The 20,001-nt window shown below is 59.6% G+C and carries 19 protein-coding genes; 6 read left to right on the plus strand and 13 right to left on the minus strand.

Annotation, left to right across the window (positions count from 1 at the left end):
- Positions 1 to 7 precede the first annotated feature (7 nt).
- The 4 genes from lspA to murJ all read right to left on the minus strand — a co-directional run bounded on the left by lspA (position 8) and on the right by murJ (position 5,950).
- A complete protein-coding gene (gene lspA / locus BHC62_RS02680) occupies positions 8 to 517 on the minus strand; it encodes a signal peptidase II (protein WP_029292036.1) in 510 nt (169 codons plus the stop codon).
- Positions 510 to 3,341: an isoleucine--tRNA ligase gene (gene ileS / locus BHC62_RS02685; protein WP_070994145.1), complete on the minus strand. Its 2,832-nt coding sequence runs from the start codon at positions 3,339 to 3,341 to the stop codon at positions 510 to 512. Before ileS ends, lspA begins: the two co-directional genes overlap by 8 nt.
- Before the next feature lie 13 nt (positions 3,342 to 3,354).
- Positions 3,355 to 4,293 carry a bifunctional riboflavin kinase/FAD synthetase gene (gene ribF / locus BHC62_RS02690; RefSeq protein WP_029292040.1) on the minus strand — a complete coding sequence of 313 codons (939 nt, stop codon included), beginning with the start codon at positions 4,291 to 4,293 and terminating at the stop codon, positions 3,355 to 3,357.
- Between the two features lie 118 nt (positions 4,294 to 4,411).
- Positions 4,412 to 5,950 (minus strand): murein biosynthesis integral membrane protein MurJ, encoded by a 1,539-nt coding sequence (gene murJ, locus BHC62_RS02695; RefSeq protein ID WP_065944248.1) that lies wholly within the window; start codon positions 5,948 to 5,950, stop codon positions 4,412 to 4,414.
- Between the two features lie 253 nt (positions 5,951 to 6,203).
- Between murJ and rpsT the strand changes: the two genes are divergently transcribed.
- Complete coding sequence (rpsT, locus tag BHC62_RS02700; RefSeq protein WP_029292043.1) at positions 6,204 to 6,482, plus strand: 30S ribosomal protein S20; 279 nt, start codon at positions 6,204 to 6,206, stop codon at positions 6,480 to 6,482.
- Between the two features lie 189 nt (positions 6,483 to 6,671).
- On the opposite strand, the gene BHC62_RS02705 is transcribed toward rpsT, so the two are convergent.
- From BHC62_RS02705 to rplU, 5 genes are all read right to left on the minus strand, one after another.
- Positions 6,672 to 7,136, minus strand: coding sequence for a CreA family protein (locus BHC62_RS02705; RefSeq protein ID WP_029292045.1), 465 nt, complete (start codon positions 7,134 to 7,136; stop codon positions 6,672 to 6,674).
- A gap of 13 nt (positions 7,137 to 7,149) precedes the next feature.
- On the minus strand, positions 7,150 to 8,268 hold the full coding sequence (gene proB, locus BHC62_RS02710; protein ID WP_070994146.1) for a glutamate 5-kinase: 1,119 nt from the start codon (positions 8,266 to 8,268) through the stop codon (positions 7,150 to 7,152).
- A gap of 123 nt (positions 8,269 to 8,391) precedes the next feature.
- Positions 8,392 to 9,615 (minus strand): Obg family GTPase CgtA, encoded by a 1,224-nt coding sequence (gene cgtA / locus BHC62_RS02715; protein ID WP_029292050.1) that lies wholly within the window; start codon positions 9,613 to 9,615, stop codon positions 8,392 to 8,394.
- A gap of 193 nt (positions 9,616 to 9,808) precedes the next feature.
- Positions 9,809 to 10,066: a 50S ribosomal protein L27 gene (gene rpmA, locus BHC62_RS02720; RefSeq protein ID WP_029292052.1), complete on the minus strand. Its 258-nt coding sequence runs from the start codon at positions 10,064 to 10,066 to the stop codon at positions 9,809 to 9,811.
- Between the two features lie 34 nt (positions 10,067 to 10,100).
- Positions 10,101 to 10,415, minus strand: coding sequence for a 50S ribosomal protein L21 (gene rplU / locus BHC62_RS02725; RefSeq protein ID WP_003176051.1), 315 nt, complete (start codon positions 10,413 to 10,415; stop codon positions 10,101 to 10,103).
- Between the two features lie 377 nt (positions 10,416 to 10,792).
- On the opposite strand from rplU, the gene BHC62_RS02730 reads away from it, so the two are divergent.
- The 3 genes from BHC62_RS02730 (at position 10,793) to BHC62_RS02740 (ending at position 12,729) form a co-directional block, all read left to right on the plus strand.
- On the plus strand, positions 10,793 to 11,761 hold the full coding sequence (locus BHC62_RS02730) for a polyprenyl synthetase family protein (RefSeq protein WP_070994147.1): 969 nt from the start codon (positions 10,793 to 10,795) through the stop codon (positions 11,759 to 11,761).
- A gap of 172 nt (positions 11,762 to 11,933) precedes the next feature.
- On the plus strand, positions 11,934 to 12,275 hold the full coding sequence (locus BHC62_RS02735; protein ID WP_029292067.1) for a zinc ribbon domain-containing protein YjdM: 342 nt from the start codon (positions 11,934 to 11,936) through the stop codon (positions 12,273 to 12,275).
- 196 nt (positions 12,276 to 12,471) lie between these two features.
- On the plus strand, positions 12,472 to 12,729 hold the full coding sequence (locus BHC62_RS02740; protein WP_029292069.1) for a hypothetical protein: 258 nt from the start codon (positions 12,472 to 12,474) through the stop codon (positions 12,727 to 12,729).
- A 147-nt stretch (positions 12,730 to 12,876) separates the two neighbouring features.
- Here BHC62_RS02740 and BHC62_RS02745 read toward each other — a convergent pair whose 3' ends face one another.
- Both BHC62_RS02745 and BHC62_RS02750 read right to left on the minus strand, forming a co-directional pair.
- On the minus strand, positions 12,877 to 13,494 hold the full coding sequence (locus BHC62_RS02745) for an FKBP-type peptidyl-prolyl cis-trans isomerase (RefSeq protein ID WP_029292071.1): 618 nt from the start codon (positions 13,492 to 13,494) through the stop codon (positions 12,877 to 12,879).
- 146 nt (positions 13,495 to 13,640) lie between these two features.
- Positions 13,641 to 14,129: a TIGR00645 family protein gene (locus BHC62_RS02750; RefSeq protein WP_029292073.1), complete on the minus strand. Its 489-nt coding sequence runs from the start codon at positions 14,127 to 14,129 to the stop codon at positions 13,641 to 13,643.
- Positions 14,130 to 14,293: 164 nt separating this feature from the next.
- Between BHC62_RS02750 and BHC62_RS02755 the strand changes: the two genes are divergently transcribed.
- Positions 14,294 to 16,114, plus strand: coding sequence for a hypothetical protein (locus BHC62_RS02755; RefSeq protein WP_070994148.1), 1,821 nt, complete (start codon positions 14,294 to 14,296; stop codon positions 16,112 to 16,114).
- A 41-nt stretch (positions 16,115 to 16,155) separates the two neighbouring features.
- Here BHC62_RS02755 and BHC62_RS02760 read toward each other — a convergent pair whose 3' ends face one another.
- A complete protein-coding gene (locus BHC62_RS02760; protein ID WP_029292076.1) occupies positions 16,156 to 16,476 on the minus strand; it encodes a hypothetical protein in 321 nt (106 codons plus the stop codon).
- A gap of 272 nt (positions 16,477 to 16,748) precedes the next feature.
- Positions 16,749 to 19,187: a Lon protease family protein gene (locus BHC62_RS02765; RefSeq protein WP_029292078.1), complete on the minus strand. Its 2,439-nt coding sequence runs from the start codon at positions 19,185 to 19,187 to the stop codon at positions 16,749 to 16,751.
- 265 nt (positions 19,188 to 19,452) lie between these two features.
- Here BHC62_RS02765 and BHC62_RS02770 point away from each other — a divergent pair, with 265 nt between their 5' ends.
- Complete coding sequence (locus tag BHC62_RS02770; protein ID WP_029292080.1) at positions 19,453 to 19,941, plus strand: DUF3015 domain-containing protein; 489 nt, start codon at positions 19,453 to 19,455, stop codon at positions 19,939 to 19,941.
- Positions 19,942 to 20,001: the final 60 nt, after the last annotated feature.

Raw genomic sequence — 20,001 nt, forward strand, 5'->3', positions numbered from 1 at the left:
TACTTGTTCAGTCATTTACGGCTTCTCCGGGTTTGTTGCCCTTGAACATATCCAGCGCCAGCATGACAGCGCCAACGCAGATGGCGCTGTCGGCAAAATTGAACGCCGGGAAATAATGGCGGTTCTGCCAGTGCACCAGAATGAAGTCGATCACATGGCCAAGGGCAATGCGGTCGTACAGATTGCCCAGGGCCCCGCCCAGCACCAGTGCCAGGGCGATAGCCAGCCAGGTGTCGTTGCGGCCCAGGCGCTTGAGCCAGACCACCAGCACCGCGCTGACCACCACGGCGATCAGGGCAAACAGCCAGCGCTGCCAACCGCCACTGTCAGCCAGGAAGCTGAATGCAGCGCCGGTGTTGTAGGCCAGGGTCCAGCTGAAGTAGTCAGGAATCACCACGATCTGCTGGAACATTTCCAGGGAGCCCTCGAAGTGAGCCTTGCTGACCTGGTCGATGACCAGGACCAGCAAGCTCAGTACGAGCCAACCCAGACGTCCGAAACGGCTGGATTTAGGCATAGTGGCGAACCTCGCCAGCACCGCTGATGTTGTCGACGCAACGACCGCAGATTTCCGGATGCTCAGGGTTCACGCCAACATCTTCACGGCAGTGCCAGCAACGGGCGCACTTGGCGAAGGTCGACTTGACCACCTTGAGCTTGAGGCCCGGTACTTCGGTAGCCACCGCATCAGCCGGGGCCTGGGCGAATGGCGCGAGGCTGGCTGTGGAGGTAATCAGCACGAAGCGCAGTTCGTTGCTCAACTTGCCCAGGTCGGCGGTCAGGCCCTCCTCGGCAAACAGCGTGACTTCGGCTTGCAGGTTGCCACCGACGGCCTTGGCCGCACGCTGGACTTCCAGTTCCTTGTTCACCGCAACCTTGACGGCCATCACACCTTCCCAGTACTCGCGGCCCAGTTCGAAGTCGGCCGGCAATTCGGTCAGGCCTTCGTACCAGGTGTTGAGCATCACGGACTCGTTACGCTCGCCCGGCAGGTACTCCCACAGTTCGTCGGCGGTGAAGGCCAGGATCGGTGCGATCCAGCGCACCAGCGCTTCGGAGATGTGATACAGCGCGGTTTGCGCCGAGCGGCGCGCCTTGCTGTTGGCGCCGGTGGTGTACTGGCGGTCCTTGATGATGTCGAGGTAGAAGCCACCCAACTCCTGCACGCAGAAGTTGTGGATCTTCGAATAGACGTTCCAGAACCGGTACTCGCCGTAGTGTTCCTGCAACTCGCGCTGCAGCAACAGGGTACGGTCCACGGCCCAACGGTCCAGGGCGAGCATTTCCTCGGCCGGCAGGATGTCGGTGGCCGGGTTGAAACCGGTCAGGTTCGACAGCATGAAGCGTGCGGTATTGCGGATACGGCGGTAGGCATCGGCGCTGCGTTGCAGGATCTGCTCCGAAACGGCCATCTCGCCCGAGTAGTCGGTGGAAGCCACCCACAGGCGCATGATATCGGCGCCCAGGGTGTCGTTGACCTTCTGCGGCGCGATCACGTTGCCCAGGGACTTGGACATCTTGCGACCGTTCTCGTCGACGGTGAAGCCGTGGGTCAGCAGTTCGCGGTATGGGGCGTGATCGTCGATGGCGCAGCCGGTCAGCAGGGACGAGTGGAACCAGCCACGGTGCTGGTCCGAGCCTTCCAGGTACAGGTCGGCACGCGGGCCGGTCTCGTGACCCATCGGGTGCGAACCACGCAGTACGTGCCAGTGGGTGGTACCGGAGTCGAACCACACGTCGAGGGTGTCGCTGATCTTGTCGTACAGCGGCGCTTCGTCGCCCAGCAGCTCAGCGGCATCCAGCTTGAACCAGGCTTCGATGCCTTCCTGTTCAACGCGCTGGGCCACCACTTCCATCAACTCGACGGTACGTGGGTGCAGTTCGCCGCTTTCCTTGTTCAGGAAGAACGGGATCGGCACACCCCAGTTGCGCTGGCGGGAGATGCACCAGTCCGGACGGTTGGCAATCATCGAGTGCAGACGTGCCTGGCCCCAGGCCGGGACGAACTTGGTGTCTTCGATGGCTTTGATCGCACGCTTGCGCAGGGTTTCGCCGGCGACTGGCTCTTTGTCCATGCCGATAAACCACTGCGCGGTGGCGCGGTAGATCAGCGGGGTCTTGTGGCGCCAGCAGTGCATGTAGCTGTGCTTGATGGTTTCGGTGTGCAGCAGCGCACCGACTTCCGACAGCTTGTCGATGATCGGCTGGTTGGCCTTGAAGATGAACTGGCCGCCGAAGAACTCCAGCGAAGGCGCGTACACGCCATTGCTCTGCACCGGGTTGAGGATGTCATCGTTGACCATGCCATAGGCTTTGCAGGTCACGAAGTCGTCCACGCCGTAGGCCGGCGCGGAGTGAACCACACCGGTACCCGAACCCAGTTCGACGTAGTCAGCCAGGTACACCGGCGACAGGCGGTCATAGAACGGGTGACGGAAGTTGATCAGTTCCAGCGCAGAGCCGGTGGCGGTGGCGATCACCGAGCCTTGCAGCTCGTAGCGGGCCAGGCAGGCCTCGACCATTTCCTCGGCCAGCACCAGCAGGCGATCACCAACGTCCACCAGGGCGTAGGTGAATTCCGGATGCACGTTCAGCGCCTGGTTGGCTGGGATGGTCCACGGGGTGGTGGTCCAGATCACGATGGCAGCTGGCTTGGCCAGGCTCGCCAGGCCAAAGGCCCCGGCCAGCTTGGCGTCGTCGGCAATCGGGAACGCGACGTCGATGGTCGAGGACTTCTTGTCTTCGTACTCGACTTCCGCTTCGGCCAGGGCCGAGCCGCAGTCAAAGCACCAGTTCACGGGCTTGAGGCCCTTGAACACGAAGCCGCCCTTGACGATCTCGGCCAAGGCACGGATTTCACCGGCCTCGTTCTTGAAGTTCATGGTCTTGTACGGGTTGTCCCAGTCTCCCAACACACCCAGGCGGATGAATTCGGACTTCTGCCCTTCGATCTGCTCGGTGGCGTAGGCACGGCACAGCTCGCGGGTCTTGTCGGCGCCCAGGTTCTTGCCGTAGGTCACTTCGACCTTGTGTTCGATCGGCAGGCCGTGGCAGTCCCAACCCGGGACATAAGGCGCATCGAAGCCCGCAAGGGTTTTCGAGCGGATGATCATGTCCTTGAGAATCTTGTTCAGCGCATGACCGATGTGAATCGTGCCGTTGGCATAAGGAGGGCCGTCGTGCAGGACGAATTTCGGACGATCCTTGCCAATCTCGCGCAACTTTCCGTACAGGCCAATACTGTCCCAGCGCTGCAGGATCTGCGGTTCGCGCTGTGGCAGGCCGGCCTTCATTGGGAAGGCGGTGTCCGGAAGGTTTAGCGTGGCTTTATAGTCGGTCATTTAAGGCTCTTCATTAGCGATGGGCGCTAGGTGCGGCTAGTGCACGGGCGGCGGCGACATCCGCATTGATCGCCGTTTTCAACGCCTCAAGGGAGGCGAATCGCTGCTCTTCACGCAGCTTTTGGTGGAAAACCACCGTCAAACGCCGGTCATACAAATCCCCGGCAAAATCCAAAAGGTGAACTTCCAGGTGGGCCTTGCCATCACCTGCAACCGTTGGCCTGACGCCTATATTGGCGACTCCGGGCCACGGTTGGCCGTCGATCTCGACACTCACCAGATACACCCCGGTCAGTGGCACGCGACGGCGCTTGAGTTGCACGTTGGCAGTTGGCGTGCCCAGTTGGCGCGCCAGCTTCTGGCCGTGCAGGACCCGCCCGGCAATCCGGAACGGGCGACCGAGCAAACGCTCGGCCAAGGCGAAGTCGGCAGCGGCCAGGGCATTTCGCACCTGGGTGCTGCTCACGCGCAGACCGTCCAGTTCAACGGTTTGCGCGGCTTCGACGGTAAACCCCTGGGTTACGCCGGCTTGTTGCAGGAAATCGAAATCCCCTACCCGGTCGCAACCGAAGCGAAAGTCGTCACCGACCTCCAAATGCTGCACACCCAAGCCATCGACAAGGATACGGTCGACGAACTCGGTGGCGCTGAGACTGCGTAAACGCTGGTTGAACGCCAGGCACAAGACCCGGTCCACGCCTTCTTCGGCCAGCAGCTGCAGTTTGTCCCGCAAGCGGGCCAAACGGGCCGGGGCCGTCTCGGGGGTGAAGAATTCACGGGGCTGCGGCTCGAAAATCACCACGCAGCTGGGCACACCCAACTCGACTGCGCGCTCGCGCAGCCGCGCCAGGATAGCCTGGTGGCCACGGTGAACACCGTCAAAGTTGCCAATAGTGGCGACGCAGCCCCGATGCTCGGGGCGCAGGTTGTGGAGACCTCGAACCAGCTGCATAACGCGCTTCTTGCTCATAAAGTGGTCGATTATAACCACACCCGGCCCCGGACGACAGGCAACAGCACAGGCCAAATGATTCGAATCGAAAAAACAGCCGGCTTATTGTTGATTGCGATCAATTCAGCGCCTTGCGATTGAAATCCCGCAGACGGAAGCCCAGCAGCAACAACATGCCAAAGTAGGCGATCACCCCGGCCACGACCAGCAGGCCCAGGCGCAGGAATCGCTCGAGCATCTGCCCTTCGTCCCACGCCGGCATCCAATGCATCAGCCCCAGCAATACGGCCGACATCACGGCCACGGCCAACAGCAACTTGAGGGCAAACACGCCCCAGCCTGGCTGCGGCTGATACATTTTTTGTTTACGCAGTTGATAAAACAGCAGGCCAGCATTGATGCAGGCGCCGGCGCTGATTGCCAGGGCCAGGCCGGCGTGAGCCAGCGGCCCGATGAATATCAGGTTGAACAGTTGGGTGACCACCAGGGTAAAAATCGCGATTTTCACTGGGGTACGAATGTTTTGCTGGGCATAAAAGCCCGGCGCCAAGACCTTGATCACGATAATCCCCAGCAACCCCACCGAATAAGCGATCAGCGCGCGCTGGGTCATCAAGGCATCAAAGGCACTGAATTGGCCATACTGGAACAGCGAAACCGTCAGCGGCTCCGCCAGGATTCCCAGGGCCAGGGCGCATGGCAGCACCAGCACAAAGCACAAGCGCAGGCCCCAGTCGAGAATGCGCGAGTATTCATGGCGGTCCTTGCTGGCGTAAGTACGCGCCAGGGTCGGCAGCAAAATGGTGCCCAGCGCCACGCCCAGCACGCCAGATGGCAATTCCATCAGACGGTCGGCGTAATACATCCACGACACGGAGCCGGAGACCAGCAGCGAAGCAAACGCGGTGTTGATGATCAGGGAGATCTGGCTGACCGACACCCCGAGAATCGCCGGCAGCATGTTTTTCATCACGCGCCACACGCCAGTGTCCTTGAGATTGAGGCGCGGCAACACGAGCATGCCGATCTTTTTCAGGTGCGGCAGCTGATACAACAGTTGCGCCAGGCCACCGGCCAGCACTGCCCAGCCGAGCGCCATGACCGGCGGATCGAAGTACGGCGTGAGGAACAACGCAAATATGATCATGCTGACGTTAAGCAGGGTCGGCACAAACGCCGGCACCGAGAAACGGTTCCAGGTATTGAGGATCGCGCCCGCCAGGGACGATAGGGAGATCAGCAATATATAAGGAAAGGTCACCCGCAACAGATCGCTGGTGAGGGCGAATTTTTCCGGGGTGTTGGCAAAACCGGGCGCCGTGGCCCAGATAATCCAGGGTGCGGCGAGCATCCCGGCGATGGTCACCAGCATCAGCACCAGGGTCAACAGGCCCGAGACGTAGGCGATGAAGGTGCGGGTGGCCTCCTCGCCTTGCTGGGTTTTGTATTCCGCCAGAATCGGCACAAATGCCTGGGAAAACGCACCCTCGGCGAAGATCCGCCGCAGCAGGTTGGGCAGCTTGAAGGCGATAAAGAAGGCATCCGTGGCCATGCTCGCGCCAAAAATACGTGCAATGAGGGTGTCACGTACAAACCCCAGAACCCTGGAAATCATCGTGATAGAGCTGACGGCGGCCAACGACTTGAGCAGATTCATTGAAAGAGTTTTTGCCTATAGATAAAGAGCAGGCGAACAAAGCGCCCACTTATGCGATACTGCGCGCCTGCAACAGCACAGAGCCAAAGCTCGCGAGTTTACAGGTCAAGCGCCGGAAATAAATAACCCGCCTCTTCAGATCGACCACTCAGCAGTTCGCATCAGCCGCCCTTGACAAGACTTCAACTCATCGGCATGATTCGCGGCCTATTTTGTTTGCTATTTCCTAAAAAGTCTTTCGAGGAGCTCGACGGTGGCCAACACACCTTCCGCCAAAAAACGTGCAAAACAGGCTGAGAAGCGTCGCAGCCACAACGCCAGCCTGCGTTCCATGGTTCGTACCTACATCAAGAATGTAGTTAAGGCCATTGACGCAAAAGACGCTGAAAAAGCTCAAGCTGCTTACGTTCTGGCCGTGCCAGTTATCGACCGTATGGCCGATAAAGGCATCATCCACAAGAACAAAGCTGCTCGCCATAAAGGTCGTCTGAATGGCCACATCAAGGCTCTGAACCTTGCTGTTGCAGCCTAAGCGATAAGCTTGTTAAAAAACCGACCCCAGGGTCGGTTTTTTATTGCCTACGATTTATGCCAACCCCAAAACAAATGCGGGAGCTGGCTTGCCTGCGACGGGCGCATAACATTCAACAAAGATGTCGACTGTTAAACCGCTATCGCAGGCAAGCCAGCTCCCACATAAAGCAACGCTGCACTGCCAGGCTTATTGCGCACTAGGCCAAGGCAGGATCGGAATCGCCGTCACCGCATTCTGCGGACTGCCTTCGATCAGGCGGTCGCTGTAGACCAGATACACCAGGGTATTGCGCTTCTTATCAAGGAAACGCACCACCTGCATGGTCTTGAACACCAGCGAGGTGCGCTCCTTGAACACTTCGTCGCCATCCTTGAGTTCACCCTTGAAGCGGATCGGCCCGACCTGGCGGCAGGCAATCGACGCTTCGGCGCGATCTTCGGCCAGGCCCAGACCACCTTTGACACCGCCGGTCTTGGCGCGGGACAAGTAGCAGGTCACGCCGTCAACCTTGGGGTCGTCAAACGCCTCGACGACGATTCGGTCGTTGGGGCCGACAAACTTGAACACCGTCGATACCTGGCCAATCTCTTCAGCCGAAGCCAGCAGCGGCATCGCCACCAACAACCCCAGCAACCCCTTCAATACACGCATCGCAGCTTTTCCTTTAAACCAGGATCAGGTTATCGCGGTGAACCAGTTCCGGCTCAGCCATGTAACCCAACAGACCGACAATCGACTCAGACGACTGCCCAATGATTTTCTGCGCCTCAAGGGCGCTGTAGTTGGCCAGGCCACGGGCGATCTCACGACCGTCCGGCGCTACGCACACCACCATTTCACCACGGCGGAAGCTGCCCTGGACCAGCTTGACGCCTACCGGCAACAAGCTCTTGTTACCCTGGGACAACGCCGACACCGCCCCCGCATCCAGCACCAGGGTGCCACGGGTCTGCAGATGGCCGGCCAGCCACTGCTTGCGCGCCGCCAGCATGCCACGCTCGGGCGATAGCAACGTGCCAATGCGCTCGCCAGCCTTGAGGCGATCCAGCACGCGCTCCAGGCGCCCGCCGACGATGATGGTATGGGCACCAGAGCGGGCCGCCAAGCGCGCAGCGCGCAACTTGGTCTGCATGCCACCACGCCCCAGCGCACCACCGACACTGCCGGCCACGGCATCGAGCGCCGGGTCATCGGCACGCGCCTCGTAGATCAACTGGGCGTCCGGATTGTTGCGCGGATCGGCGTCGAACATGCCATCGCGATCCGTGAGGATCACCAGCAGGTCAGCCTCCACCAGGTTGGCCACGAGGGCAGCCAAGGTGTCGTTGTCGCCAAAACGGATCTCGTCGGTCACCACGGTGTCATTCTCGTTGATCACCGGGATCACCTTGAGCTCGACCAGGGCACGCAAGGTGCTACGGGCATTGAGGTAACGCTTGCGGTCAGACAGATCGTCATGGGTCAACAGAATCTGCGCGGTATGGCGCCCGTGCTCGGCGAAGCTGGATTCCCAAGCCTGCACCAACCCCATCTGACCAATCGCCGCAGCAGCCTGCAACTCATGCATCGCGCTGGGTCGCGCGGTCCAGCCAAGGCGGCTCATCCCGGCGGCAACCGCCCCGGACGACACCAGCACCAACTCGACACCCGCCTCATGCAAGGCCACCATCTGTTCAACCCAGATGCTCATGGCTGCGCGATCCAGCCCCTTGCCATCTGCCGTCAGCAGCGCACTTCCGATCTTTACGACCCAGCGTTGCGCACCCGTCACTTTGCTCCGCATCATCTTCAACCTTAGATTGAGGGCCACGCGACCCAGCGCCGCCCATAACGTTATTCGTGACTACCGATTACCAGATACTAAAACGCCGCTCGATTGAGCGGCGCTTAAGTTTATCGCAACAGATCAGTCACGCACGTAAATGATTTCCGGACCATCTTCATCATCCACATCTTCCTCATCCCAATCATCGTCACCGATATCATGGACCGACTTGACGCCACTGCGACGCAGGGCACGCTGGTCATCCAGCGCCTGCAACTGCGCACGCGCCTCGTCTTCGATGCGCTGATCAAGATCCGCCAGCTCGGCCTTGTAGGCCGGATCGGCAGCCAGGCGATCGGCACGATCTTCCAGGTAGCGCATGATGTCGCGGGTCAGACGCTCAGTGCCTTCTTTGGCAATGGCGGAGATCACGTAGACCGGACCTTCCCACTGCAGGCGGTCAACGATTTCCTTGACCCGCTCTTCGTGCTCTTCTTCGAGGATCTGGTCGCACTTGTTCAACACCAACCAACGGTCACGCTCAGCCAGGGACGGGCTGAACTTGGCCAGTTCGTTGACGATCACTTCGGCAGCATCCGGGGCACTGGTTTCATCCAGCGGCGCCATATCGACGAGGTGCAGCAACAGACGGGTACGGGACAAATGCTTGAGGAAGCGAATCCCCAGGCCCGCGCCATCGGAAGCACCTTCGATCAGACCCGGAATGTCCGCGACCACGAAGCTCTTCCAACGATCGACACTGACCACACCCAGGTTCGGCACCAGGGTGGTGAACGGATAATCCGCGACTTTCGGCTTGGCGGCGGACACCGAGCGAATGAAGGTACTTTTACCGGCGTTCGGCAGGCCCAACAGGCCAACGTCTGCCAGCACTTTCATTTCCAGCTTCAGGTCACGCTGCTCGCCCGGCTTGCCCGGCGTAGTCTGGCGTGGCGCACGGTTGGTACTGGACTTGAATCGGGTATTACCCAGACCGTGCCAGCCGCCCTGCACAACCATCAGCTTCTGGCCGGCCTTGGTCAGGTCGCCAATCACTTCCTGGGTCGCAGAGTCGATGATCGTGGTGCCGACCGGTACGCGCAGCACCAGGTCCTCACCTTTTTTACCGGTGCAGTCGGTGCTGCCGCCGTTGGAGCCACGCTCGGCATCAAAGTGCCGGGTGTAACGATAGTCCACCAGGGTATTGAGGTTTTCGTCGGCCATCATGTAGATGGAACCGCCATCACCACCATCACCACCGTTCGGACCACCGTTCTCGATGAACTTTTCGCGGCGGAAACTCATGCAACCGTTACCGCCGTCGCCTGCTTTTACTCGGATGGAAACTTCATCAACGAACTTCATAACAAAACGCCTCTCGCCGCACGGACGAGCTTAAGAAACCAAGACATAAGACTCTTGCAAAAATGAGCGCAGCGACCTCAATCAACGACCGCAAATCCAGCGCTTGAGCCCATCACAAACAGCTTTGCAAGAGACTCACCCCACAAACGAAAAAGCCCCGTCGCAAGACAGGGCTTTTCCAGCGAGCTCGCAATTAAGCCGAGACAACGCTCACGTAACGGCGGTTGAACGCGCCTTTTACTTCAAACTTGATCACGCCTTCGATTTTCGCGAAGAGGGTGTGATCTTTACCCATGCCTACACCGTAACCGGCGTGGAATTGGGTGCCGCGCTGACGCACGATGATGTTGCCCGGAATGATTTTCTGGCCGCCATACATCTTAACGCCAAGGCGTTTGGCTTCTGAGTCGCGACCGTTACGGGTACTACCACCAGCTTTTTTGTGTGCCATGAGTCAATTCTCCTAGTGAGGAATTAGGCTGAAATTAAGCCTGAATACCGGTGATTTTGATCTCGGTGTACCACTGGCGGTGGCCCATACGCTTCATGTGGTGCTTACGACGACGGAACTTGATGATGCGGACTTTATCGTGACGACCTTGGGAAATCACTTCAGCCACAACGGTAGCGCCAGCAACAACTGGAGCGCCGATGTTCACGTCATCGCCATTGGCGACCAACAGAACGCGATCAAAAGTAACGGATTCGCCGGTAGCGATTTCCAGTTTTTCGATCTTCAGGTATTCACCTGGGGCGACCTTGTATTGCTTGCCACCAGTAACAATTACTGCGTACGACATGGTATTTCTCCGATAATCCTGCTCACCCAGCGCTTTATAAGAAGAGGTATTGGCTGGCATGGCTGCATGGGATGGACGTCCCGAATGCAATTGCGTAAGGCAGGTGCTGCCCAGGAAGTTCAGGGTGCGCGATTGTACGCAAGCTGTGGAAGGCTTGCAAGTAGCCGCCAGTCGCCGTGAAAGCGTAGCGAGCGAAGGGAAGACAAGGAAAAAACAGGCGAGGAAGCGGAGTTTACTGGTTGTAAATGAGCATTCCGAGCCTGTTTTTGACGCAGGATTACCGAGCGCAGTAGCTTTCACGGTGACTGGACGCGCCTTGACACCCGGGGGCGCGGGTCCTAGCATGCCGCGCAACCCTTCTGGAGCGACTGTCGCTGATGCAACCCCAAGCTTTCTACCGCGCGGTGGCGGACGATTTTAGCGCCGTCGACGACATCATCAAGAAGCAACTGACTTCTAAAGTGCCGCTGGTCTCCAAAATTGGCGACTATATTACGTCGGCCGGCGGTAAACGCCTGCGTCCTTTATTAGTGTTGCTGTGTGGCAAGGCCCTGGGCCGCGAAGGCGATGACCTGCGCCTGCTGGCCGCTACTATCGAGTTCCTGCACACCGCCACCCTGCTGCACGACGACGTGGTCGACATGTCCGGCATGCGCCGCGGTCGCGAGACCGCCAACGCCATGTGGGGCAATGCGCCCAGCGTGTTGGTGGGCGACTTCCTGTATTCGCGCTCGTTCGAAATGATGGTCGAACTGGGCTCGATGCCGGTGATGAAAATCCTGTCCCAGGCCACGCGCATCATCGCTGAAGGCGAAGTGCTGCAACTGTCCAAGGTGCGTGACGCGAGCACCACCGAAGAAACCTACATGGAAGTGATTCGCGGCAAGACCGCGATGCTCTTCGAAGCCTCGACCCACAGCGCCGCCGCCCTGTGCCAGGCGACTGCCGAACAGGCCGAAGCCCTGCGCACCTTTGGTGACCACCTGGGCGTGGCCTTCCAACTGGTGGACGACCTGCTCGACTATCGCGGCGACGCTGAAACCCTGGGCAAGAACGTCGGTGACGACCTGGCCGAAGGCAAGCCGACCCTGCCGCTGATCTACACCATGCGCGAAGGCACGCCGGAACAGGCGGCACTGGTGCGCAAGGCGATCCAGAAAGGCGGCATCGAGGACCTGGAAAGCATCCGCACAGCCGTGGAAGCCTCGGGCTCGCTCGACTACACCGCACAACTGGCCCGCGACTACGTAGCCCGCGCCATCAAATGCCTGGAAGCCCTTCCAGCCAGCGAATACCGGGATGCCCTGGTGGAACTGAGTGAGTTTGCGGTCGCGCGTACTCACTAACGCTCTGTGGGAGCTGGCTTGCCTGCAATAGCATCACCTCGGTACCGCTGATAGACCGAGGTGCCTGCATCGCAGGCAAGCCAGCTCCCACATTTAGACCGCAGCGCCCCCGCCCCAGCAAAACCCTATATAATGTGCGACTTTTAGCCATCCTGACTTTCAAGGAGCTTTAGTGAGCACGTTGCCACCCTGCCCAAAATGCAATTCCGAATACACCTATGAAGACGGCGCCCAGCTGATCTGCCCGGAATGCGCCCACGAGTGGTCCGTCGGTGGTGAAGCCGAAGCAGCCAATGATGAAGCCGTGAAGAAAGACTCCGTGGGTAACGTCCTGCAAGACGGTGACACCATCACCGTGATCAAAGACCTCAAGGTCAAGGGCACCTCGCTGGTGGTCAAGGTCGGCACCAAGGTCAAGAACATCCGCCTCTGCGATGGCGACCACGATATCGACTGCAAGATCGACGGTATCGGCCCGATGAAGCTCAAGTCCGAGTTCGTCCGCAAGGTCTGACCTGCCTGCTCCATCCCGCGCCCGCCGCGGGATGGCGTCTCACCCTCCCCGCTTCACCTCCCTCCAAGTAGCAAAAAGCCATCCCTTTTGACCTTGCACAATGCCCACACAGAAAAATCAGGAAATTGCCAATAGGGACTTGCTATTCTACGAATAAGAATTATTCTCATTGAAACCTTTCAAGGAGATGCGAACCATGACTTATTTGATTGATGCCTGGCTGGACCGTCCGCACCCTTACCTGCGGATCCTTCATCGGGAAACCGGCGAAGTGTGTGCGGTGCTCGAAGAAGAAGCGCTGAATGAATTGCAGGACCAGGGCGACCTGGACGTCAACGGCCTGAGTTCCAGTGAACCTGGGGTGCTGAAGGAGGTAGTGAGGAATCTGTTTCTGTTCTGCTATGCCCGAGCATTGCGCCCGGTGACAGAGCTGCATGGCAAGTTTCACCCATGAGCAACCCGAAAAGCCCTGATTGCACCGGGCTCATGTGGGAGCTGGCTTGCCTGCGATAGCAGCACCTCGGTGTAGCTCAAGACCGAGTCGTCTGCATCGCAGGCAAGCCAGCGCCTACGCAGAGCCAGGCGCAACCATCAGCAGGTCTTACAGAACGTCGAGCAGCTCGACGTCGAATACCAGAACGCTGTGCGGCGGGATGCTGCCAACGCCTTGTGCGCCGTAAGCCAGTTCGCTCGGCACGTACAGGCGCCATTTGCTACCGGCATTCATCAGTTGCAGGGCTTCAGTCCAGCCAGCGATCACGCCACCCACCGGGAATTCTGCCGGCTGGCCACGCTCGTAGGAGCTGTCGAATACGGTGCCGTCGATCAGGGTGCCATGGTAGTGGGTACGCACCTGGTCTTCACGGGTCGGCTTGGCGCCTTCACCGGCGGTCAGCACTTCAAACTGCAGGCCGGAAGCCAGGGTGGTGATGCCTTCACGCTTTGCGTTTTCAGCCAGGAATGCCAGGCCAGCGCCTGCGGCGGCTTCAGCCTTGGCTGCTGCTTCGGCTTGCATGATGTCGCGGATCACCTTGAAGCTGGCAGCCATTTGCTCTTGGTCAACACGGCTTGGCTTGCCGCCGAACGCGTCGGTCAGGCCAGCCAGGATCGCGTCCAGGCTCACGCCAGGTGGCGGGTTGTCGCGCAGTTGGTCGCCCAACTGACGGCCAATACCGTAGCTGACGCGGGTTTCGTCGGTGGACAGATTAACTTCGGACATGGAAAGGCTCCGCTGTAGGACAACCGCAAAGGCCTGCAAAAGCGCAGTTTCTGCGTGCTATCCAAACTAAAAGGGCGAGCAGACTAGCACACTCGCCCTACGCTTGATGAGCCCAAAATCCCGGGCCAAAAGGCGCCGGGCCTGGATCAATGCTTGGTGACTTTATCCAGGTAACCCATGGCAAACGCCGAGATCACGAAGGTCATGTGAATGATCACGTACCACATCAGGTGCTGTGGATCGACATTCTTGGCATCCATGAAGATACGCAGCAGGTGGATCGAGGAAATCGCCACGATGGATGCCGCCACTTTCATCTTCAGCGACGAAGAGTCCATGGTGCCCAGCCAGTTGAGCTTTTCCTTGTTGTCGTCGATATCCAATTGCGAGACGAAGTTCTCGTAGCCGGAAATCATCACCATCACCAGCAACCCACCCACCAGGGCCATGTCGATCAGCGACAGCAGCACCAGGATCAGCTCCGACTCGGCCATCGCAAAGACATTGGGCAGCAAGTGGATCACTTCCTGGAAGAATTTCAGCGCCAACGCCAGCAGCCCGAGGGACAAGCCGAAATAGATCGGCGCCAGCAGCCAGCGGGAGGCATACATTGCATTTTCGATAAAGCGTTCCATGGAATCTCACACAGCGTGGCTAGAAATGGCGGCGAGTATATCAGCCACGTACATCGCGCCATAACCACCCGGAAACTGACCTGTAGCGCTTCTGTAAGACAATTTTTCTGCTAGTGTCGGCCTCATCAAAGTGGCTCGATGCTGCCGGACAGGAATCTCAAATAATGGATGTGCGATCTCCCTTGGCCAGTCTTGGCCTGTGTGTGGCATTGCTGGCGGCCAGCGGCTGCTCCCCCAGCGACGAGCACAAGCAAGCCAGTCTCGAAGAAAAAACCGCTCAGTTCGAGCAATCCCTGGACGCCATCCAGGACCCACGCCTCAAGGAGGCCGTAGCCGAACTGGGCGGTTCGCTGCTGCTGCTGGAGCGTGCGCGCATCAAGCTCGACACCAAACCCGTCGAGACCGAGTACGGGGAAAACACCCTGGCCGCGCTTGCGCACTACCCGACGCCACAAGCACTGGTGGATACCTACATCAACGGGCTATTCGTCCTGCGCAAGAACTCGCACTCGGACTACCTGACCGATCTGCAACCGGTGTTCCCGTTCAGCGTCAATATGCCGGACCAATTCCCCTTTCCCCATGGCCTGGAATGGCAATCGGTGACCTTGAGCAACAACAAGGTCATCCCATTCCAGCCGGAATGGTCGGAAACCGACCCCGGCATTCAACTGAGCCCCAGCAGCTCCAACCTGACCAACCCGGACGACCTGACCGTCACCTATCCGTTCATCGAAGGCATCGAGACGGACAACAAGAGCCAGCCCCAACCCGTCACACTCAAGGGCCAGGTCGAGGTCATCGCACCGCGTAAAGTCCTGACCTTCGACCTGACTCGCAAAGACGTGGGCCAGAAACGCAGCGAAGAAAACCTCACCGTTACCCTGCTGGCCCTGGAAAACAACTACGCCGAGATCGAACTGACCAACACCGCGCCCCTGGCGCCGCAAGTGGCGGATGAGTCGCCCAACCCGCTGCTGGTCCAGGCCCGCGACACTACAGGGCAGTTTCTTTCCCGCTCCGGCTCAATCAACGAGAGCGCCGCCCAGGTGGCGTTCTACGAGCAGCAACTGGCGCAGATGCGCAAGCAGAAAACCTGGTCCGACGCCTTTGAGAAACAGCTGGGAGACGAGCAGAAAGCCTTTGAGCAAAAACAGCCCAGCCACTACGCCAAGGTCTACTTCAATGGCCAGATCGATAACCTGCAGGTCAGCGTACTGGACTTTTCCGAAGCAGCTGTCACCCGCAAGGACCTTGAGCTGCCGATCCGGCGCTTCGACAAAAACAGCCTGGAAAAAACCGTGCAGGCCCTGCCCATGCCGGTCACGGTGTATGACGACCAGGCCGCAGACTGGCTGCAAAGCGCCAGCCTCACCGAAGACCAGTTGAAAAGCAGCATCACCATCAGCCAGTCAGTGGAGGACGCCAGCGCCGCCCACATCGCCTTCGACCATCCTTTCACGTTCAATGACGACCTGATCGGCTCTACACGCACCAGCAGCGATGCACCGCTGACGTTCTTTACGGCGAACGATGAAGGCAAGCGCGGCGAGCCCATCGAGTTGCCTACCGAGGCCTTTGAGGTCGACCCATGGCGCGGCACGATCACCTACGATCTGAATTTATTCCCGGAAAACCCAGGGTTTGCCGTGGGATCGATCCCACTGTTCCTCGCCACCATCGAAAAAAGCACCGTCAGCACGGCACAATTGCCCAAGGGCCTGTCGCTCCAGGACAACGCGCTGATTGTCGACCAGGCGCTTTTTCCTTCAGACAGCTGGCGGTTCTTTGCCAAGGACGCCAGCGGCAACTACTTGAAGGAAATCCTCGGCGTCAGCCATCGCGCCCAGGAATACGGCACTGCACTGTTTGATGTGCATTACTTTTATGGCCGGCCGACCGAGCTTGAAACCTACCAACGCACGGCGTTGAACACGGTGCAGTACGGCTTTGAGGTCAAGCTGGACAAACCCGAGACCAAATAACCTGTAGGAGCCGGCAAGCCGGCTCCTACAGGGGTTGCGGGTTACAGGTGCAGGGCGTGGGGCCGGCCGCCGTTGAGCTGGCGCAGATGGGCTTGCAGGTGAATGCACCATATCTGCGGGTCGTCGGCCAGTTCGTAGCCGTGCAGGGTCAGGCTTTGCACGATGGATTCAAGAATGTTTTCCGCGACGAACGGCCCGTGGAACGGCCCTTGGGACTTGATGGTCGAGGGCTGCTCACCGGTCATTCCGGCGGCAAACAGCAAGGTCCACATCCCTGCATCCCCCGCAAGAGGACGAATGGAACATTCAATTCGGGTAACCAGGCCCAGGCACTGGCGGGTGAGGCAAAGGCTGCGCGGCATGGCGGCGACCCTCGGTAGATCCGGTGTTCAGCCTCCAAGTGCAAGGCTGTCTCTATCCCATGACTCCTGTAGATATCCCTTGAGCTGAGAATAGAAGAAAACCGGTACAAACCAAGGTTGTAGGGACCAACGGTGGTTGGCCCCATACAATTGAGCCAAAAATATGGCACCCCCTGTAGGAGCCGGCTTGCCGGCGATAGCGCCAAAGCTGCTGGCCTATCAATACCTGACAGACCGCCATCGCCAGCATGCCGGCTCCTACAACGGATACATCAGGTTGGCTTGGCCTCAGCCAACGCCTGCTGCGCCAGTTCCTTTTCCGCCTCCTTGAGGTCTTCCTCGCTGATCATCTCGGCAATCGCCCGCAGACGCTCAACCACGCGGGCGTTGACGCTACCCTCGGGGAATTGCCCTTCTGCATCCGGCTCACCCGCAGGTTCGCCCACCAACAGGCTCAACGCCTCGTCGGCCTGGCGCACGGCATACACATGGAACTGCCCTGCCCGCACGGCCTGCAAGACCTTCTCATCGAGCATCAACGTCGCGACGTTGGCCTGGGGAATGATCGCGCCCTGCTCGCCCGTCAAGCCACGAGCCTCGCACAGACGGAAGAAGCCTTCGATCTTCTCGTTGACCCCGCCCACCGCCTGCACTTCGCCGAACTGGTTGATCGAGCCGGTGATGGCAAAGCACTGCTTGAGCGGCGTCTTCGACAGCGCCGAAATCAATGTGCAGGCCTCGCCCAACGAGGCACTATCGCCGTCGACGTAACCGTAGGACTGCTCCAGGGCAATGCTCGCGGAGATCGCCAGGGGGAATTCCTGGGCATAACGGCTGCCCAGGTAACCGGTGAGGATCATCACGCCCTTGGAGTGGATCGGTTGCCCAAGGTTGACCTCGCGCTCGATATCGACAATGCCGCTACCGCCCGGGTACACCGTGGCGGAAATCCGCGCCGGCACGCCAAACGCCGAATCACCGACCTCGAGCACAGTCAGCCCGTTGCATTTACCCACCGCGGCGCCAGCCGTGTCGATGAGGATGACCCCGGCGAGCATGTCGTCGAGAATCCGCGCAGAGACCCGCCCGGTGCGCGTGGCCTTGGCTTTCAGGGCACGTTCGATATGCCCGGCGTCGGTGCGTTCGTCGCCTGCCAAGTGGCGGATGAAGTCCGCCTCGCTGACCAGTTGGAACAGGTCGCCAATCCGGGCCGACAGGCGTGCCTGGTGCTCCGCCAGGCGAGCGCTGTAGGTCGCCAGCCGCGCCACGGCATCCGAGGTCAGCGGTGCCATGCCTTCTTCCGAGGTACGGGTTTTCAGCAATTGGGCAAATTGCTCCAGGCTCTCATCGACCATCGGGATATCTTCATCGAAATCCACCAGTACCCGGAACATCTCCTGGAAGTCCGGATCCAGGTCTTGCAACGTGTAGTACAGCGAACGGGCGCCGATGATGATGACCTTCACCTGCAATGGAATCACTTGCGGGTTGAGGGTCACGGTGGCCAGGCGGCCCAGCTCGCCCAGTGGCGATTCCATCTTCAGCTTGCGTGATTGCAGGGCCCGCTTGAGCGCGTCCCAGACAAACGGCTCGCTGAGCATTTTCTCGGCTTCCAGGATCAGGAAGCCGCCGTTGGCGCGGTGCAGCGCCCCCGGGCGCAGTTGCCGATAGGTGGTGTAGAGCGCGCCCTGGTCGGTGCTGTACTCGATCCGGCCGAACAGGTTGTCGTAGGTCGGGTGCGGCTCGAACACCACGGGTGCGCCGCCATTGAGCGCATGGCCCACTACCAGGCTCGGGCAGTACTGCTCTTCGAGCAGCTTGCGCGCCTGGGCGTCGGTTTTCGCGTCATCCACCAACAACTCGACCACGGTCTTGAGCAGATAGACCTGCATCGCCTGCAGGTAGCCGCAGACGCCGGCGTTCTCGGCGTACTTCTCCGACAACGGCGCCAGCAATGGCTGCAAGGCCAGGGTGATGGTCTCTTCGTTGAACTGGCGCATCTGGTTGTTGGACTCGCGCTTCCACTGCGGCAGGCTGGCGAGTTCTTCGTTGAGGCGTTCTTCGAGCTCGGAAATATCCGTGTGGAAGCGCTCACGATCGGCTTCCGGCAGTTGCGAGAACTCGGCCTCGTCCAGGGCCTTGCCATCGAGCATCGGGGTAAAGGCGATGTTGGTGCTGTCACGGTACAGCGCCACGTCCTTTTCCAGGGCCAGGCGCTCGATCACGTCCAACGCACGGTCGTAGCGCTGGTTGAAGGCGCGGTCGATGGCGCTTTTGCGCTGCTGATACGTCGGGTGCTCGAACACCGCCGGGAACGTGGCGACCAGGTTGTCGATCAGGCCACTGATATCGGCAATGAACGGGGCCGCGCCGCCCGCAGGCAATTCCAGGGCGCGGGGCTCGCGGGGCTCGTCGAAATTATTGACATAGACCCAGTCTGCCGGGGTCTGCAGGCGCTTGCCTTCGGCCTTGAGGTAGCGTTTGACGAACGAAAAGCGCCCGGTACCGGGCTCACCCATGACAAACACGTTGTAACCGGGGCGTGGCATCGCCACACCGAACTGCAACGCTTCAACCGCGCGTTCCTGGCCAAGCACACCGCGAAAGGGCTCCAAGTCATTGGTGGTCGAGAAGCTGAACTGTTCAGCGGAGAAAGGACGAGTCAGCGCTTCGGGCGCTAGACGCAAGCTGGCAGCAACAGGATCAGGCATCGGGCTTCCTTACATCAGGCGGGGCAATGGCGGCATTCTGGCGCCGTGCGTAGCTGGCTGGCAAGGCACGACTGAGGTAAAGCATAGACACGGGATGCGGCTTGCAAAAAAACCGGCCTGCATTGATTGTTTTACAAAAACCCACGGAACCCTTGGAACATGCCTAAACTCCAAACTGCGCGGGTTGGACTAATAACTGGCCCCTAGGGCGCCATGAGGCGCCTGAACCCTTGTCCATTGGTTTGCACACTAAGAGAACAAAGCTATGAAACGGATCCTTCTCGGTACTCTCTTCACCGTTGTCTCCCTCAATGCAATGGCCGAAGCGCCAGGTGGCCCGAACTGCGGTTGGGGCAACATGCTGTTCGAAGGCCAGCGCGGCACGCCGGCCCACTTCCTGGCCTCCACCACCAACGGCACCTCCGGTAACGCCACGTTCGGCATGACCTCGGGCACCAACGGTTGCAGCACCAACAGCGCGCTGACTTACGGCGGCAAATCGTGGATTGCCATGAATGGCATGATGAACGAGCTGTCCGAAGACATGGCCAAAGGCAACGGCGAAGCGCTGACCACCTATGCCGTGGTCCTGGGCGTTGCTCCAGAGGATCGTGATCACTTCGCAGCAGTGACTCACGAACACTTCCAGCAGATCTTCAGCAAGGCTGACGTAACCGCAGAAGACGTGCACTCCAACACCATCGCTGTTCTCAAAGGCGATGCCCGCCTGGCGAAATACGCCACCCAGGCTTAAGCTCGACCTGCCCGCGCCCTTATCCGGCGCGGGTTTTGTTTTTTGGACCTGCCCGCTTTG

The organism is Pseudomonas sp. 06C 126 (assembly GCF_001855215.1).
Taxonomy (GTDB): domain Bacteria; phylum Pseudomonadota; class Gammaproteobacteria; order Pseudomonadales; family Pseudomonadaceae; genus Aquipseudomonas; species Aquipseudomonas proteolytica.

Bases quoted from the DNA above. Each gene is read 5' to 3' on its own strand.
- lspA (WP_029292036.1), bottom strand. From the start codon at position 517: ATGCCTAAATCCAGCCGTTTCGGACGTCTGGGTTGGCTCGTACTGAGC.
- ileS (WP_070994145.1), bottom strand. From the start codon at position 3,341: ATGACCGACTATAAAGCCACGCTAAACCTTCCGGACACCGCCTTCCCA.
- ribF (WP_029292040.1), bottom strand. From the start codon at position 4,293: ATGCAGCTGGTTCGAGGTCTCCACAACCTGCGCCCCGAGCATCGGGGC.
- murJ (WP_065944248.1), bottom strand. From the start codon at position 5,950: ATGAATCTGCTCAAGTCGTTGGCCGCCGTCAGCTCTATCACGATGATT.
- BHC62_RS02705 (WP_029292045.1), bottom strand. From the start codon at position 7,136: ATGCGTGTATTGAAGGGGTTGCTGGGGTTGTTGGTGGCGATGCCGCTG.
- proB (WP_070994146.1), bottom strand. From the start codon at position 8,268: ATGCGGAGCAAAGTGACGGGTGCGCAACGCTGGGTCGTAAAGATCGGA.
- cgtA (WP_029292050.1), bottom strand. From the start codon at position 9,615: ATGAAGTTCGTTGATGAAGTTTCCATCCGAGTAAAAGCAGGCGACGGC.
- rpmA (WP_029292052.1), bottom strand. From the start codon at position 10,066: ATGGCACACAAAAAAGCTGGTGGTAGTACCCGTAACGGTCGCGACTCA.
- rplU (WP_003176051.1), bottom strand. From the start codon at position 10,415: ATGTCGTACGCAGTAATTGTTACTGGTGGCAAGCAATACAAGGTCGCC.
- BHC62_RS02730 (WP_070994147.1), top strand. From the start codon at position 10,793: ATGCAACCCCAAGCTTTCTACCGCGCGGTGGCGGACGATTTTAGCGCC.
- BHC62_RS02740 (WP_029292069.1), top strand. From the start codon at position 12,472: ATGACTTATTTGATTGATGCCTGGCTGGACCGTCCGCACCCTTACCTG.
- BHC62_RS02745 (WP_029292071.1), bottom strand. From the start codon at position 13,494: ATGTCCGAAGTTAATCTGTCCACCGACGAAACCCGCGTCAGCTACGGT.
- BHC62_RS02750 (WP_029292073.1), bottom strand. From the start codon at position 14,129: ATGGAACGCTTTATCGAAAATGCAATGTATGCCTCCCGCTGGCTGCTG.
- BHC62_RS02755 (WP_070994148.1), top strand. From the start codon at position 14,294: ATGGATGTGCGATCTCCCTTGGCCAGTCTTGGCCTGTGTGTGGCATTG.
- BHC62_RS02760 (WP_029292076.1), bottom strand. From the start codon at position 16,476: ATGCCGCGCAGCCTTTGCCTCACCCGCCAGTGCCTGGGCCTGGTTACC.
- BHC62_RS02765 (WP_029292078.1), bottom strand. From the start codon at position 19,187: ATGCCTGATCCTGTTGCTGCCAGCTTGCGTCTAGCGCCCGAAGCGCTG.
- BHC62_RS02770 (WP_029292080.1), top strand. From the start codon at position 19,453: ATGAAACGGATCCTTCTCGGTACTCTCTTCACCGTTGTCTCCCTCAAT.